The sequence below is a fragment of the Pseudomonas sp. PB3P13 genome (assembly GCF_054897735.1).
The window spans coordinates 2,964,123-2,980,331 of the sequence record NZ_CM142702.1 but is presented as its reverse complement, the minus strand read 5'-3'; the positions used below and the strand labels follow the sequence as shown (position 1 = coordinate 2,980,331).

The 16,209-nt window shown below is 60.3% G+C and carries 11 protein-coding genes and 1 pseudogene; 6 read left to right on the top strand and 6 right to left on the bottom strand.

All coding sequences use genetic code 11. The annotated features are described in order from the left end of the window. Nucleotides 1-70 precede the first annotated feature (70 nt). Nucleotides 71-616, top strand: coding sequence for a cysteine hydrolase family protein (locus tag ACYZT1_RS13745; protein ID WP_462015266.1), 546 nt, complete (start codon nt 71-73; stop codon nt 614-616). 342 nt (nt 617-958) lie between these two features. Beyond that, nucleotides 959-6,574: a putative Ig domain-containing protein gene (locus ACYZT1_RS13740; RefSeq protein ID WP_462015265.1), complete on the top strand. Its 5,616-nt coding sequence runs from the start codon at nt 959-961 to the stop codon at nt 6,572-6,574. 186 nt (nt 6,575-6,760) lie between these two features. On the opposite strand, the gene ACYZT1_RS13735 is transcribed toward ACYZT1_RS13740, so the two are convergent. Genes ACYZT1_RS13735 through ACYZT1_RS13725 form a run of 3 tightly spaced genes read right to left on the bottom strand, consistent with a single transcriptional unit; the run spans nt 6,761 to nt 11,197 of the window. Then, nucleotides 6,761-8,110, bottom strand: a complete 1,350-nt coding sequence (locus ACYZT1_RS13735) for a TolC family outer membrane protein (RefSeq protein ID WP_462015264.1) — start codon at nt 8,108-8,110, stop codon at nt 6,761-6,763. 2 nt (nt 8,111-8,112) lie between these two features. Then, nucleotides 8,113-9,483 carry an HlyD family type I secretion periplasmic adaptor subunit gene (locus ACYZT1_RS13730; protein ID WP_462015263.1) on the bottom strand — a complete coding sequence of 457 codons (1,371 nt, stop codon included), beginning with the start codon at nt 9,481-9,483 and terminating at the stop codon, nt 8,113-8,115. Continuing rightward, nucleotides 9,476-11,197 carry a type I secretion system permease/ATPase gene (locus ACYZT1_RS13725; RefSeq protein WP_462015262.1) on the bottom strand — a complete coding sequence of 574 codons (1,722 nt, stop codon included), beginning with the start codon at nt 11,195-11,197 and terminating at the stop codon, nt 9,476-9,478. Before ACYZT1_RS13725 ends, ACYZT1_RS13730 begins: the two co-directional genes overlap by 8 nt. Before the next feature lie 266 nt (nt 11,198-11,463). Between ACYZT1_RS13725 and ACYZT1_RS13720 the strand changes: the two are divergent. Together ACYZT1_RS13720 and ACYZT1_RS13715 are read left to right on the top strand one after the other, a co-directional pair. Then, a pseudogene (locus ACYZT1_RS13720) lies at nt 11,464-11,698 on the top strand (sterol desaturase family protein); the annotation flags it as partial. Further along, nucleotides 11,695-11,850 carry a hypothetical protein gene (locus tag ACYZT1_RS13715; RefSeq protein ID WP_462015261.1) on the top strand — a complete coding sequence of 52 codons (156 nt, stop codon included), beginning with the start codon at nt 11,695-11,697 and terminating at the stop codon, nt 11,848-11,850. The pseudogene ACYZT1_RS13720 and the gene ACYZT1_RS13715, both read left to right, overlap by 4 nt. Before the next feature lie 96 nt (nt 11,851-11,946). Here ACYZT1_RS13715 and ACYZT1_RS13710 read toward each other — a convergent pair whose 3' ends face one another. After that, nucleotides 11,947-12,561 carry a dTMP kinase gene (locus ACYZT1_RS13710; RefSeq protein WP_462015260.1) on the bottom strand — a complete coding sequence of 205 codons (615 nt, stop codon included), beginning with the start codon at nt 12,559-12,561 and terminating at the stop codon, nt 11,947-11,949. Between the two features lie 352 nt (nt 12,562-12,913). On the opposite strand from ACYZT1_RS13710, the gene ACYZT1_RS13705 reads away from it, so the two are divergent. After that, complete coding sequence (locus ACYZT1_RS13705; protein WP_462015259.1) at nt 12,914-13,582, top strand: FMN-dependent NADH-azoreductase; 669 nt, start codon at nt 12,914-12,916, stop codon at nt 13,580-13,582. A 19-nt stretch (nt 13,583-13,601) separates the two neighbouring features. Here the strand turns inward: ACYZT1_RS13705 and ACYZT1_RS13700 are convergent, their stop codons facing one another. Together ACYZT1_RS13700 and ACYZT1_RS13695 are read right to left on the bottom strand one after the other, a co-directional pair. Next, entirely contained in the window at nt 13,602-14,543 is a 942-nt protein-coding gene (locus tag ACYZT1_RS13700; RefSeq protein WP_462015258.1) for a LysR substrate-binding domain-containing protein, read from the bottom strand. A 22-nt stretch (nt 14,544-14,565) separates the two neighbouring features. Further along, nucleotides 14,566-15,219, bottom strand: a complete 654-nt coding sequence (locus ACYZT1_RS13695; protein ID WP_462015257.1) for a TetR/AcrR family transcriptional regulator — start codon at nt 15,217-15,219, stop codon at nt 14,566-14,568. 102 nt (nt 15,220-15,321) lie between these two features. Between ACYZT1_RS13695 and ACYZT1_RS13690 the strand changes: the two genes are divergently transcribed. Next, entirely contained in the window at nt 15,322-16,062 is a 741-nt protein-coding gene (locus ACYZT1_RS13690) for an SDR family NAD(P)-dependent oxidoreductase (protein ID WP_462015256.1), read from the top strand. Nucleotides 16,063-16,209: the final 147 nt, after the last annotated feature.

The following is a 16,209-nucleotide window of genomic DNA, read 5'->3' as shown; positions in this document are numbered from 1 at the left end:
GGCTTACTTTCCCGCGAACAGCCCGGCCCTCACGACAAACTCACGTTGATAACTTGATTGGAGATCGTGCATGGAACGAGGTCTTGTAGTAGTTGACCTGCAAAACGAATACCTGCCCACTGGCAAATTGCCTTTGACCGGCATCGAAGCGGCTGTTGCTAATGCTATTCGGGTAATCAGCCACGCGCGCGATACGGGTATCCCGGTTTTTCACATTCGGCATGAGTCCGATCAAGAAGGCGCTCCAATCTTCGTCAAGGGATCTGGCGGCGCGCAAATCCAGCCGGCTGTCGCCCCTGAAGGTCAGGAACCGGTGATTGTGAAAAAACACATCAATGCCTTCAGAGAAACTGATCTCAAGCAGCAGCTGGACGCCTTCGATGTCCAGGAGATCGTGGTCATTGGTGCAATGAGCCACATGTGCATCGACGCAGTAGTACGTGCGGCAGCAGACATGGGTTATCCGGTTACTGTGCTGCATGACGCCTGCGCCACTCTGGATTTGACCTTTCGCGGCGTTAAGGTGCCGGCCGCTCAAGCGCATGCGGCGATCATGGCAGCCTTTGAGTTTGGATACGGCACGGTTAAAACCGTGGACGAGTACCTTTCGGCTTGACGCGCGCGCCACAGCCCCGAGTCCTTGGCCCGCCGCGTGGCGGGCCTTGAATTTCATCTCGGTCTCACGACCTGACGCCACAGGCTCGGCGGTCAATCGCTCGCCCGCTTCAATCGTCTGGCACCTCGGGCACCCCAAGTGGTTCGAGGTTAATCAGTGCGAAAGCGTCAATAGATCGTTACCTTTTTGAAACACCACATAACCGTCTATCGGTTTTCACGTTTTTTTGACACTTTTACGATATTCGGTCACAACTTTTTCTCCGCGGTGGGTCATAACACGGTGGTCGTCGATGGATTATTGGCGTCTGTCGCGTTTCTAGCCTAATACGGAGATAAGTTCATGATTTTTAACGTACAAAATTTTGGCGCCAAAGGTGATGGCATCACAGACGACACGGCGGCCATCCAAAGTGCGATTGATGCGGCGGCCGCGGCAGGCGGCGGTGAGGTGTATATGCCGACCGGCACTTACATTGTTTCTGGCGGCGAGGAACCGTCCGACGGCTGCCTCATGATCAAGAGCAACGTCTACATGTACGGCGACGGCATGGGTAAAACCAACGTCAAGGTAGCGGACGGTTCCGACACCAAGATCACCGGTGTGATCCGCTCGGCGTATGGCGAAGAAACCCACGATTTTGGCGTCAGCAACCTCACCATCGACGGTAACCGCGACAACACCACCGGCAAGATCGACGGTTGGTTCAACGGGTACATTCCCGGCCAGGAAGGTTACGACTCCAACGTGACCCTCGACAGCGTCGAGATCAAGGATTGCTCCGGGTACGGCTTCGACCCCCATGAGCAGACCGTCAACATGGTCATCAAGAACAGCGTGTCTCATGGCAATGGCCTGGACGGCTTCGTCGCCGACTTCCTCAGCAACAGCACTTTCGAAAACAACGTGGCCTACAACAATGACCGCCACGGTTTCAACGTCGTCACCAGCACTCATGACTTCACCCTCACCAATAACGTGGCCTACAACAATGGCGGCAACGGCATCGTCGTGCAGCGCGGCAGCGAGGACATCCCCTCCCCCAGCAACATCACCATCACCGGTGGCGAGGTGTACGGCAACGGCGCCGAAGGCGTGCTGGTCAAGTTGTCCAGTGATGTGACGGTCAGCGGCGTCGATATCCATGACAACGGCAGCGCCGGGATCCGTATCTACGGCAGCAACCACGTCGAAGTGATCGACAACACGCTCAATAACAATTCCCTGGCCAACCCCGTACCGGAAATCATCATCCAGTCCTACGACGATACGTTGGGCGTGTCCGGCAAGTACTTCAACGGCAGCGACAACCTCATCCAGGGCAACATCATCAGCGGCAGCAACCTGTCGACTTACGGCGTCGCAGAACGCAACGAAGACGGCACGGATCGCAACGCCATCATTGGCAACACCATCAGCAATACCAGCAAGGGCGCCACGCTGGTCTATGGCGACGGCAGTTACGTCAGCGCCACGGTGCCGATGACCACGGTGCAAGGCACTGCTGGCAACGACACCCTGGTGGGCAGCGCCGCCAGCGAAATTTTCTATGGCGCGGCTGGCAACGACACGATCAATGGCGGCGCCGGGAGCGATATTCTGGTGGGTGGTGCAGGCATCGATAAACTCACCGGCGGTACCGGCGCCGATACGTTCCGCTTCGTTTCGCAGTCCGACAGTTACCGCAACGCCACGGCCAGCTTCGATGACACCATCACGGACTTCGACGTCACCCAGGACAAGATCGACCTCGCCGGCCTCGGTTTCACCGGTCTGGGCAATGGCCGCGGCGGCACCTTGCAGATCAGCTACAGCGCCAGCAACGACCGGACTTACATCAAGGACTACGATGCCGACGCCAGCGGCAATCGCTTCGAGTTGATCCTTGCCGGCAACCTGAGCAGCACCCTGACCGCGAGCAACTTCATCTTCAATCGGGTGGTCACCGGCACCAGCGGCAACGACTCGCTGGCGGGCACTGATTCGGCGGACACCTTGCTGGGCCTCGCGGGCAACGACGGCCTTAATGGCGGCGCGGGCGACGACAAGCTCGACGGCGGTGCCGGCATGGACACCCTAACCGGCGGCGCTGGCGCGGACACCTTTGTGTTCTCCAGCCGCATGGACAGCTATCGCAACTACAACACCGGTGGCGCCAACCTCGGCGATCTGATCACGGATTTCAACATCGGGGCCGACAAAATCGACCTCTCCGCGTTGGGTTTTACCGGTCTGGGCGACGGTAAAAACAACACGGTGTACCTGGTGCTCAACTCGGCCGGGACCAAGACGTACATCAAGTCGCTGGAAGCCGACGCCAATGGCAACCGTTTCGAAGTGGCGCTGGACGGCAATTACCTCAACACCTTGACCAGCGCCAATTTCGTCTTTGCCACGTCCCCGACGGTCAACCGTGCGCCGGTAGTGGCCACGGCTCTGCTGGACCAGAACGCGACCGAAAACACCGCGTTCAGCTACGTGGTGCCAGCCACCAGTTTCACCGATCCGGATAACGACAGCCTCAGCTACACCGCCAAACTGGCCGATGGCAGCCCCCTGCCCGCCTGGCTAACGTTCGACGCCGCCTCGCGCACCTTCAGCGGCACGCCCAGCGACACGGCCTCCGGTACCTACTCCATTCAGGTGACGGCATCCGATGGCAGCAATGCCTCCGTGACCGACAGCTTTACCCTGGCCGTACAGGACATGCCCGCGGGCCCCACTGTGATCAATGGCACGCCGAACAACGACACGCTGACCGGCACCGCTGCCAACGAGCAACTGTTCGGTGGTGCGGGTAACGACACGCTCAACGGCGGCGCCGGCAACGACATTCTGGTCGGCGGCACGGGTGCGGACAAACTCACCGGCGGTACGGGTGCCGATGTATTCCGCTACACCTCCAAGCTCGACAGCTACCGCACCAGTTCTACCAGCGCCAGTGACCAGATCCTCGATTTCGACGCGGCCGCTGACAAGATCGATGTCTCCGCGCTCGGCTACACCGGCCTGGGCAACGGCCTGAACGGCACGCTGCAAGTGACCTACAGCGCCTCGAGCAATCGCACCTACCTCAAGGACCTGACCGCCGATGCCAACGGCAACCGCTTCGAAGTGTCGCTGGCCGGCAACCTGACGAGCACGCTGACGGCGAGTCATTTTGTCTTCGCCAACCAGAACAACCCGGGCAATGTCGCGCCGGTTGTGGCCATTCCCCTCCTCGACCAGAGCGCCACCGAAAGCACGCTGTTCAATTACACCGTGACCAACAACAGTTTCACCGATGCCAATCAGGATACGCTGACCTACAGTGCGACCCTCGCCGACGGCAGCCCGCTGCCCGCATGGCTGACGTTCAATGCGAGCAACCTGACGTTCAGCGGCACGCCGACCAGCACCGCGTCCGGCACCTATAACGTGCTGCTCAAAGCCACCGATCCGGCAGGCGCGTCAGTCAGCGACAGCTTCGCACTGGCAGTCGCCAATGCGCCGGCCAGCACCATCACCGGCACCGGCAACGCCGATGCCCTTACCGGCACGACAGGCGGGGACCTGATCCTTGGCCTTGGCGGCAACGACACGATCAAGGCCGGCACGGGCGCAGACATCGTCGACGGCGGCGCCGGACGGGATTCGCTCTACGGCGGCGACGGCGCCGACACCTTCCGCTACACCAATGTGCTCGACAGCTACCGCGACTACGACACCGGCGGTGTCACGGCCACGGACACGATCTACGATTTCACCGCGGGCGTGGACAAAATCGACGTTTCCGCGTTGGGTTTCCTTGGCCTCGGCAACGGCAGCAATGGCACGCTGTACATGACCCTCAACGCCGCTGGCGACAAGACCTACATCAAATCCGCCGAGGCCGACTCTGCAGGCAACCGCTTCGAAATTGCCCTCAACGGCAACTACCTCAACACCTTGACCGCTGATGATTTCGTGTTCGGCACGCGTGCCCAGCAAGACATCCTCTACTTGCCGACGCTCGGCCAATCCAACGCGCGCCTGCTGCGCATGACCGAGGACGACGATCAGTCCGGCACCTCGATGCTGGTCAAGGACCTGGCCCGCTACACCACGTATGACGTGCGCAGCCAGTTCACCGATGCCGATGGCAATGGCATTGACATCGCAGTGGGTGGAAGCACCGTCAATGGTCTGTCGACCCTGAGCGCCGAGGAACTCAAGTTGTGCTGGTGGCTGACCGACACCAACCAACCCGGGCCAGCATTGTTGCGTGCCGTGGCGTTGCTGCAGGACCAACTCACCGAACTGAAATCCATCGACAACGTCACCATGGGCATCATCTGGGGCCAGGGCGAAGAAGCCGCCCAGGAGATCGCCCGCGCCACGGATAAACCCGCAGCTGCCGCGGCCTACAAAGCGGCGACGCTGAAGGTGTTCGATTATCTGCATGCCCAATTCGGCAACTTCACTGTGTACATGATGGAAACCGGCCACTACCAAGAGGACGCAGCGCGCGCCCGTGGCTATGCGGAGGACAAGATCGCCGCCATCGTCGAGGGCGTCGGCTATGTTCGCGCTGCACAGGAAGCCCTCGCCGCCGAGCGTGCCGACGTCAAGCTGGCCGTGGACTACACCGACCTGCCCCTGCGCCACGAAGTCGATCCAGTGATGTATCCCGATGACGTCTGGCACTTGCACGAGGAGTCGGCGGAGATCGTCGGCCAGCGCCTCGCTGATTACATCGCCGGGGACCTGGGCTTCCAGGGCAACCCCAACGACAACAACAGCGTGCAGGACATTTTCGACAACGCTCAGAACCAGGGCGGGAAAATTTCCGGGACGGACCAGGCAGATACGCTGGTCGGCAGCTCGGGCAACGACACGCTTTCTGGCGACATGGGCGCCGACACCATGACCGGTGGCGATGGCAACGACGTCTACGTGGTCGATAACGCGTTCGACAGCGTAGTGGAATCCAACGATTCGGCCTCGCAGATCGATACGGTGCAAGCCTCGGTCAGCTGGACCCTGGGCGCAAACCTGGAAAACCTGGTGCTCAGCGGTGTGTCGGAAATCGACGGTACCGGTAATGAGCGGCGCAATTTCATCACCGGCAATGCCGCCAATAACGTGCTCGATGGTGCAGCAGGCGCTGACAGCATGAGCGGTGGCGATGGCAACGACACTTACTATGTGGACAACGCCGACGATGCCGTGATCGAAACCAACAGCAACGCGGTACCCGGTGGAATCGATAGCGTGCACAGCAGCCTCGCGGCGTACACGCTCGCCAGCAATGTCGAGAACCTGTATGTCGATAGCGCTGGCGCTGCCAATGGCACCGGCAACGCGCTCGACAACACGCTGTTCGCCGGTGCTGGCAACAACGTCCTGGACGGCCGCGAGGGCAATGACACAGTGTCCTTCGATCGGGCATTGGCGGGGGTGACGGTTAACCTCTCGACATCGGCGCAACAAAACACCGTGGGATCTGGGCTCGACACCTTGAAGTTTATCGAGAACCTGACGGGCAGCGCCTATGACGACAGTCTGTCCGGCAACAGCGCCGGGAATATCCTCAACGGGGGGGCGGGCAACGACACACTGGTAGGCGGGTCGGGAGATGATCGACTGATTGGCGGTGCCGGCACCGACACCCTTACCGGTGGCACGGGCGCGGACACCTACGCATTCGCTGCGCTATCGGACATGAACGTGGGAGCCTTGCGCGATGTGATCAACGGGTTCAAGACCCTCGAGAGTGATCACCTGGATTTCTCCGGTCTCGACGCCAACCCGCTGACCGCCGACATCGACGCTTTCACCTTCATCGGCAGCAACGCTTTCGACGCCACCAACGCCACCGGCCAACTGCGCTTCGCCGACGGCATCCTCTATGGCAGCGTCAACGCCGACGCCACGCCGGACTTCGAAATCCAACTGGTCGGCGTGAAGGAGCTGCACGCCAGCGATTTTACTGCCTGACCTGAGGCGGGAGCGAGGCAGGCTCGCTCCCGCAACGGTACTGTGGGCGGATGCAAAATCCAGCGTTTAACACAATCCAAATGTGGGAGCGAGCTTGCTCGCGATGAGGGCGCCACATTCAGTACTAATGCTGAATGACACTCCGCATCGCGAGCAGGCTCGCTCCCACACCGGATTCGGGCTGCTTCAGAACAGGTTTTGCACCTGTTCCAGCACCGCGCGGTTCATCTGGCCGGTGTGGGTGTGCAGGCTGACGTAGCTTTGCAACATGTCGAGTTTGGTGTTGAGCAGGTCTCGGCGCGCCTGAAACACGCGCTGCTGTGCATCAAGAATATCCACGGTGGAGCGCACGCCACCCTGAAAACCTTTCTCGGTGGAGATCAGCGCCCGCTGGTTGGATTCCACCGCTCGCTGCATCGCCTTGCTTTTGGTAAATCCGGCCACAACGCCCAGGTAATCGGCCTCGATGTCTTCGGCCAATTGCTGGCGCTGCACGTCATAGTCGGACTGGGCGCCGGCCAGTTGCGCTTCCGCCTTGGCCACCGAGGCGCGGACTGCCCCGCCGCGGTACAGCGGAATATCCAGCTGAACCCCGACGTAATAAGAATCCTGGCGCGGATCAAGTTCCTGGTATTGACGGGTTTCCCGACGGCTCACCTGAGTGGTCAGCGACAAGGTCGGATAATGCCCGGCGCGCTGGCTGTCGGCCTGGGCTTCGGCAACCTTCACCGTCGCCAGTCGGGCGGCCAGCTCGGGGCTGGCTTCGCGGGCAATCGCGGTCCAATAAGGCAAGTCGCGCTCCGGCGGGATCGGGCTACCGGCGGCGAGCTCCTCGCGCATCGGCTGAATGTCTTCGATGGGCACGCTGGCGCGGCCGGACAACGCCCGCAACGCAGCCACGCGGCGGGCCTGGGCCTCCGCCTCCTGGGCCTCGACGAGATCGAGCCGCGCCTGCGCCTCGTCAACATCGGTAATTGCCCCCTGCCCGCCCTGATAAAGCTTTTTGCTCTGGATCACCAACCCGCTGATGGCCGCCTTTTGCTGGGCGATCAACTTGATCTCGTTTTCGGCCCGGGCGACGTCGAAATAGCCCTTGGCAACCCGGTCGTACAGGGCCTGTGTCGCGACATCGAACATCTGTGTGCCCAACCGGCCGCGTGCCTTGCCCTCTTGATACGCGGCCCAGCGACCCTTGTCATAGAGCGGCTGTTGTGCCGCGAGGGTAACGTTGTTCGCCTGGTAATCGTTGCTGTTGACGTAGCTGGTGTCGTCGCCGCCATCGATGCGCCCGCCGTAACCGTAGCGCGAGCTCAGCGACACTTGCGGATAGAGCCCCCCACGGCCGATGGCCTCCTCATGGGTCGACGCATCAAAGGCATGGGCAGCCGATTGCACGGTCGGATCATTGAGGCGCGAGGCGTCGTAAGCAGCGGTCAGGCTCACGCCGTTTTCGGCGGCCCAAACGGGACTGATTGCAGCCCAACTGGTACATAAACCCAGCAACATGCCGGAGCGATAGCGACAACGGGCGGTCATGCTCATTCCTCTTTGAACGCTGCAAGCAAGCGCTCACGCAACGGTTTCATCAGGTAATTCATCAAGGTCCGCTCCCCCGTCACGACTGTGACATCGGCGAGCATGCCGGGGCGCACCAGCAGCCCGGCAGCCTGCAGCGAGACGACGGTGTCGGCGGGGATTTCGACCTTGGCGGAAAAGTACGGTTGCTTCGTCTGCTCATCGATCAACTGGTCCGCCGACACCGTGGTCACCGTGCCGGTGACGGTCGGCGTATCCACCCGTTGCAACGCCGTGAAATGCACGTGCACCGGCAACCCGGGGCGCAATTTGTTCGCCATCAATGGCTCGAAGCGCGCAGTGATGGCCATCGGCGCATCCAGCGGCACCACCTGCATCAGCGTTTGACCGGCCTGCACCACGCCGCCCACCGTATGAATGCTCACGTCCATGACCTGCCCGGACACCGGCGCACGGATTGCCGCGTTATCGACTTCGAATTGCAAGGCATGAATCTGATCGGCGAAACCCGCGGCCTCGGCGGAGACCTCGCTGAGCTGGGTTTCGGCATCGCGGCGAAATTCCTGCTGTGCCTGCAACGCCTTGAGCCGGCTTTCATTGATCGCCTGGCGCGTGCGCCCGACATCGCCGATCCCGGAAGCAATCTGCCCGGCCAATTGGGCGGCGTTGCGCTCGGACTCGAAGAGTTTGTTGCGCGGGACGTAGCCTTCGCGGGCAAGATCGCGCAGACCTTCCAGCTCCTGCTGCTGGAAGCGCATCTGCGCGTCGTAGTTACGTTTGACGCCTTCGTAGCCCTGCAATTGCTGCTGCAGCGCCGCGGCCTCGTGTTCGATGATCTGCAAGCGACTGCCCAATTCTGCGCGGCGGGTCAGAAACAACTGGCTCTGCAACGCCATGGCCGCCTTGACCCGCGGCTCGGTAGCGCGTTCCGCCAGTTCCGCTGGCCATTGAATCTCGGCTGCACCCAGGCGCTCGGCAATCAATCGCGCCTCGACGGCGCGATCGTTGAGCAACTTGCCCAGGGTCACGTCCAATTGCGACTGCGCCTGCACCGTATTGAGTTGCACCATCAACTGACCCTGGGTGACGCGGTCACCATCGCTGGCCAGCAGTTTTTCCACGACCCCGCCAACGAGCGACTGCACTGCTTTGCGCTCGCCCGCCACCACCACGGTGCCACTGCCGACCACACCCTGGTCCAGGGGCGCCAGGCACGCCCAGAGCAGGAAAGCGCCCAGCGTCAGGATCAGGAAACCCATGCCATAGCGCGCCGCTGCCCCGGCATCGGAGCTGGCGCGGGGCAGCGCTGTGGTGTCGCGCAGGGTCAGCAGCGAGTCGCTGCGGGCGGGTGCCGCGGGGGTCAAGTCACGCATCCTTTGCAGCCTCCCTGACCACGGCCGCTCTTGGCCCTGGCATCAATGCCTTGAGCACCCGGTCCCGTGGACCGAATGCTTGTTGAGTACCGTCCTTGAGCACCAGGATGTGATCGGCCACCGCCAGCACATTGGGTCGATGGGTGATCAGTACGACAGTGCTGCCAGCTGCCTTGAGCGCAGTGATCGCCTCCACCAGTGCCAGCTCCCCCGCTTCATCGAGGTTGGAGTTGGGTTCGTCGAGCACGATCAGCGACGGGCGCCCGTAGAGCGCACGCGCCAGGCCGAGGCGTTGTTTTTGTCCACCGGAGAGGCCCAATCCACCAGGGCCCAGCGGCGTATCGTAACCCTTGGGAAACCTGAGGATCATTTCGTGAATGCCGGCATGCCGCCCGGCAGCGATGATCTTGTCGGCGTCCTGCTCGCCGAAGCGGGCAATGTTGTCGGCCACCGTGCCGTCGAACAGTTCGATGTCCTGCGGCAAGTAGCCAAGGTGCGGTCCCAGAGCGTCGTGGGACCATTGACTGATCTCGGCGTCGTCCAGGCGCACCGAACCGCCCATGGCTGGCCAGACCCCGACCAACGTCCTGGCCAGCGTTGACTTGCCGCCTGCACTGGGGCCGACGACGGCGAGCACCTCGCCCTGGGCCAGGCTCAAATTGATTCCGCGCAGGATCGGTTGCGAAGTGCCCGGCGGGCCGGCATACAGTTGCTCCAGACGTAACGCGCCGGTGGGCGCCGGCAACGGCATGCGCAGGCGCTCGCGCGGGTGCTGAACCAGCAATTGACTCAGGCGCTGATAACTTTGGCGGCCACCGTTGAACTGCTTCCACGAGCCAATGGCGATTTCTACCGGCGCCAACGCGCGCCCCAGCAACAGCGACATCGCAATCATCATGCCTGCCGATATTTGCCCCTCCAGCACCAGCAACGCCCCCAGGCCCAAGGCCAGCGACTGCCCCGAAATACGCACGAAACGGGTGGCCGAGGTGATACGTGCGCTGCGATCGCTGGCATGCGCCTGGGCGGCGATGATGCGTTGCTGCAGCAGGCTCCAGCGCTGGCGCAACGGCCCTAGCATGCCCAGGGCCTGAATCACCTCGGCATTTTGCAAGGTGCTGTTCACATAGATCGATGACTGCACGCCCAGGCGATTGGCCTCGCCCAGTTGCGCGCGAGTCACCAATTCGCCCCACAGCGCCAAGCCGATCAGCACCAGCGCGAGCACCAGCGTCAGCACGCCGAACCAGGGGTGAAAGATGAACGCCACCACCAGGAAGATCGGCAACCACGGCGCATCGAACAAGGCGATCAGGCCCTGGCCGGTGATCAACTGCCGCAGTGTCGCCAGATCGGTAAGCACCTGCGCCGGGTTGGCGTTGTGCTCACGCAGACTGCGGGCGAACGCGGCGTCAAAAACCCGCTCGCCCAGCGCCTCGTCCAGCCCCGCGCTCATGCGAATCATCACCTCGCCGCGCACCCATTCGATCAAGGCACTGAACATGAACAGTCCCAGTGCGATCAGGGTGAGCATCATCAGGGTGGTTTCGTTGCGACTGGTGAGGACCCGGTCGTACACCTGCATCATGTAGAGCGACGGCACCAGCACCAGCAGGTTTATGACACCGCTGAACAGCGCCAGGGACCAGAACACCCGGCGATAGCTCAATAAAGCGGCATCGATGTCGTGACGCGGATCAAGAAGCAAACCCATAGAATGTCGCCCGCAAAAGAAATAGTCGATCCAAGCCGCGATCCGTCGCGAGCGTTTTGCCCAAAGGCATTGGAGAAAACGCTAAGCGTAGCCGGACATTTCGCTATCAGAGAGGTCCTCGTCGCTACTGGCGCCAGCTACTGACAGCTCAACCTCGGGTTAGTGCCAAACACGCTGACTGATTCCGAATTATCCGCGGGGGAAGCAGCGCTTGACATGACCCGCCCACCCATGCATTCCGCCACGTTGCAGGGCTGGACGGTGAACATCATGGTTTGACGGCTGATGATGGTGTCACCCATTTACAAAGGCAACTTTGGCAACCTGTTGTTTTTCTGGGATGTACTGTTCGGCACGGCCAGGATTACCCGTCAGCGTCTGCCGGCCTACGGTATCGAACATCTAAAGCCCATCAGCTGGAAAGAAGAACTCTTCTGGCCCATCGTGCGATCGCGCCGTACAGCGCCCAAGTACGAAGGGCAACAGAAGGTGCCTCAATGAATCGCCACATCGTGCTGCTGTCGGGGTCCAACCGGTCCAACAGTCAATCACTCAAGGTCGCCCGCTATCTTCGTCTGCGACTGGAGCAGCTCGAACTTTGCGAATCCAGCGAAGTGATTGACCTGGCCTCTTCCCCTGCCCCTTTGGCCTGAAGAAAACTTGAAGGGCACGTAGAATATCCATCAGCCCATCCTCGGAAATGCTCCTTGCGATCTTTAAAGTCCGCGCGCTCAACCGCGGGCTATTCTTTAGCTTATGCCGACTCTGCAGATTTCGGATACCACCTGCATCGTTGCGTCTTCGATCGTTCCTTCATTACGGCATAACACCCAGCCGTAATCTGCAATCGCTCGCTCGAACGCCATGGTACAAGCGGCCTGATCTTCCAGCTTATGGATCACGGTACTGCCCAGCCCACGCCGTCGTGCCGCTGCCCTCGCCCATGAAATATCAGGGGCGGTGACAACCCCGACATGCAGGTCTGGGACTCGCACGTTTCGATCGATGTTTAATTGAAGAATCTCTGCAAAGGGGATTAACCGACGAAACGCGGCATCGGATGGGTACCAGCGATCGATCAGGATGATGCTGTCTGGTGGCTGTTGAGTCAGCACATGCCGGGAAATCCAGGCACGGCTATCAGCAAAGCGCTCACAAACCGCGAGCTCCAGATCACGGGAGGGATTTCTGACGAAAAGGTTAACGAGCGCCATTGTTTCAGCCCTGAAGGGATCGCTTTTCTGCTCGGAAAGCCGAATCACCTTTTTGTTATCGGCCCTCAATGCTTTCGTGACGGCCTCCAACAAGGTGGTTTTGCCGGTACCCTTGGGCCCATCCAGAGAAACGAACAGCGGACGACTCATTGTTCACACAGTGATGGCTGATTCCACTTACTCATCGCTGACCTCGCCCGGTTGTTTTTCCGGCGCTTGCTCTCAGATGCGGGACTGTGTGACCTGCTCAATGTAATCCAGCGCTTCATGGCGCAAATCCTTGATTTTGTGCTGTCGCCGCGCAACTTTCTTCAGCGCGCCAGGAAATCTTGATTCCATGGGATTATCCTGATTTTTTCTTGACCGGCTACGGAGGATTCCATCGAGTTGAGATTTATTTGAGGCCACTCAAATAATGATCAATAGCCGAACGCTCGTTCGCCATGGCCAACTTGTTTAAGCCGCCGAGGTAATAACGCCTCCGGTTTAAAGGAACCGCCACATGACCACTCTTCTTCATATTGATGCCAGCGCACGATCTGATCGCTCCCTGAGCCGTAAATTGTCCCAGGCATTTGTCGAATCCTGGATAGCGCACGATGACAACACGCAAGTCATCGTCCGTGACGTCGGGCACGCCCCTCCTCCGTACCTGACCGAGGAATGGATTGCTGCAGTCTTCACCCCCGAAGCGCAAATGACCCCTGAAAAACGCGAGGAGCTGCGGCTCTCGGATGAGCTGATCGATGAACTGGATCGCGCTGACGTCATCGTGATCGGCACGCCGATGTACAACTACGGAATGCCGGCAACCCTCAAATCCTGGTTCGACAAAGTGATTCGTATCGGCAAGACTTTTACCTTTGATCTCGACCGGGGCGACTATCCGCTGGAGCCGACCATGAGTGGCAAGAAGCTGATCGTTTTGTCCGCCCGGGGTGAGTTCGGATTTGGCCCGGGGGGTGTTCGCGAAACCATGAACCACCTCGACACGCATATTCAGACCTGCGCTCACTACCTGGGCGTTAACGAAACCCACGTCATCGCCATCGACTATCAGGAATTCGCAGACGCACGCCATGAAGCGTCCATCGCCGATGCATTCGATGCCATTCCCGTGCTGATCCGGCAGATGCTCGCAGAACAACAACGCCGGCTTTCGCCAGCCTGAAGGTCAGGTGCCGCCGACCTTATGAAGTGATCGTCGATCGGTGTTGAGTCAAATCAGTCGCGGCGTTTTCCTTGAAGGCGCTGGCCTGGCTCAGAAGCCAGTCTTTGAACACCGACAGGCTGCGGCGCGGAGCACGCTGGTGGTCTTCTATCAGGTAATAAGTGAATCCGGGCAAGGTCGGGCCTTCCACCCGATGCATTCTGCCGGAACGCAGCCCATCGCCGATCAGTACATTGCTGCACAACAACGGCCCCAGCCCACGCTCGACCGCATGCAGCGCGAGGGTTTCCTCGCTGTACCAGGAGGTGCGCCAATCCCGCGATGTATCGTGCCCGCCCCGGCTCAGCCAGGTTGACCATGACGGCACGTCGAGCGCCTGATTTTTCCACTTGAACGCCAGTAACGAGCGATCATGAAAGTCGTTGATCGTTGCAGGACGGTCGGCGGGACAAATGCTTTTGTCCGCCACCGCAACGTAGCGATCCTCGAACAATACCGCTCCACGGGCGTCGGCATCGAACGGGCCATAGCGGATGGCCAGATCGATTTTCCCGGCGCGCAGGTCCACGAGTTTCTCCGAAGCGTGAATGGACACCACGATATCCGGGTGGATCGCATTGAATTGCGCCAGGCGCGGCATGAGCCACCGTTCTGCGAACGCACGTGTGGTGGACACCTCGATGGCATCCCCCTCGGTTGGCGTGCCAATCAGGGCAAATGCCTGGGCTATCTGATCAAAGCTGTCTCGCAACAGCGGGTAGATGGCTTTGCCGGCGGACGTGAGGGTGACCGTCCGCCCCCGTTCCAGGAGCTTTTGGCCCAACCCGTCTTCCAGTTGCCGCACCTGATGACTGACCGCTGCGACCGTGACCGAGAGCTCATTGGCAGCCATGGAAAAACTCTGGTGACGAGCGACAGCCTCAAACGCTCGCACAGAGTTCAGGGGAGGTATTTTGCGCATGGCTTTCTCCGCACGCCTCGTCTCATGAGCCCAGTCGCATGACATCCGTGTCGCGCTTCCCTATTACGCCATCAGCGCCCGTCAGGGCCGACCACGCGGCCAGCGCGCTGTGAGCGATCTCTTCGAGCTTTTGACCGCTGGCGCCATCGCGCGCCTGAATCGACATACCCTGTTGAACCGTGACGAAAAAACGCGCAACCGCCTCTACGTTAATTCCTTCGTCGAGCTCACCACTCTGAACGCCTTCAGCCAGCTTATCGGCCAGAATCTGGACGTTGTGGACTCTTCTGGCGGATAGCTCGGCTCTGACAGCGGCGCTGGCAGGCGTCGAGTGCAAGGCTGCAAGGGTGATGAAGCACCCGCTTGGTTTATCAAGCGTGCTGAATTGAAGGGCTGAAGTCATCAGGAACGCTTCTACAGCGCCATAGGCCGAGGGCGCGGCAAGCGTTTCACGCCAAACCGCAGCGCCATCGGTCGCGGTATAAAGCTCCATGGCCGCCCTGAACAGTTCTTCCTTGGAACCGAAAGCCGCATACAGGCTTGGCGAGCCGATGCCCATTGCCGCAGTCAATTCCGCCATCGAAGCTCCTTCGTAACCCTTCTCCCAGAAAACTTCCATTGCCTTGGCAAGACTTTTTTCTGTATCGAAATTCCGGGGCCGTCCACGAACAACCATTTGTAAACTCCAATTGTGTGTCGATCGACATATTAATCGTTGACGCGTTTTTCAGTAAGAATTATGTTGTGTGTCGATCATTACATAAATAGAGGTTTCACCATGTCGTCACTTATCGGAAAGCGCGCGTTTGTCACAGGCGGGAGTCGCGGCATCGGCGCGGCCATTGCTCGCAGGCTCGCAGCTGAAGGCGCCGACGTTGCGATTGCTTACGAGCAATCCGCCGCTGCCGCCCAGGCCATCGTCGAAGAGCTTCGCAATGCTGGCCGCTGCGCGGTGGCGATCCAGATGGACGCCGCATCGCCGGATTCGGTCCGCCAGGCGGTTGATCGCGCAGCCGCTGAACTGGATGGGCTCGATATCCTGGTCAACAACGCCGGCATCTTCCGGGCTGGCCCGGTTGAAGCCATGACTGTGCAAGACATCGACGACACCTTGGCAGTCAACATAAGAGCGGTGCTGCTGGCCTCCCAGGCAGCGCTGGCTTACCTGCCAGCTGGCGGCAGAATCATTTCCATTGGCAGCAACCTCGCCGAACAAGTGCCTGGCGAGGGATTGAGCTTGTATTCGATGAGCAAAGCGGCACTGATCGGCTGGACCAAAGGCCTGGCACGAGACCTTGGACCGCGAGGCATCACTGTCAATGTTGTACACCCCGGCTCTACTGACACGGACATGAACCCCGCCGGTGGCCCGGGTTCCGAGGCCCAGCTGAATCGCATGGCAATCAAGACATACGGCCGGGCAGAGGATATTGCAGCGCTGGTCGCATTTGTGGCTGGAGAAGAAGCTCGCTCGATCAACGGCACTGGTTTGACCATCGATGGCGGCGCCAACGCATGAAAGTCCTGCAAAGCCGGGTAGGCGCCCCTTTAACCGCCCGTTGCACGAACTCCATAGCGCGAAGAACCTCGGATCAAGATGGGTAATTCGGGTTATTCGAAAGTACATTTCTAACAGGGGTGAATTTACCCCTTGAGCGCGATTAAT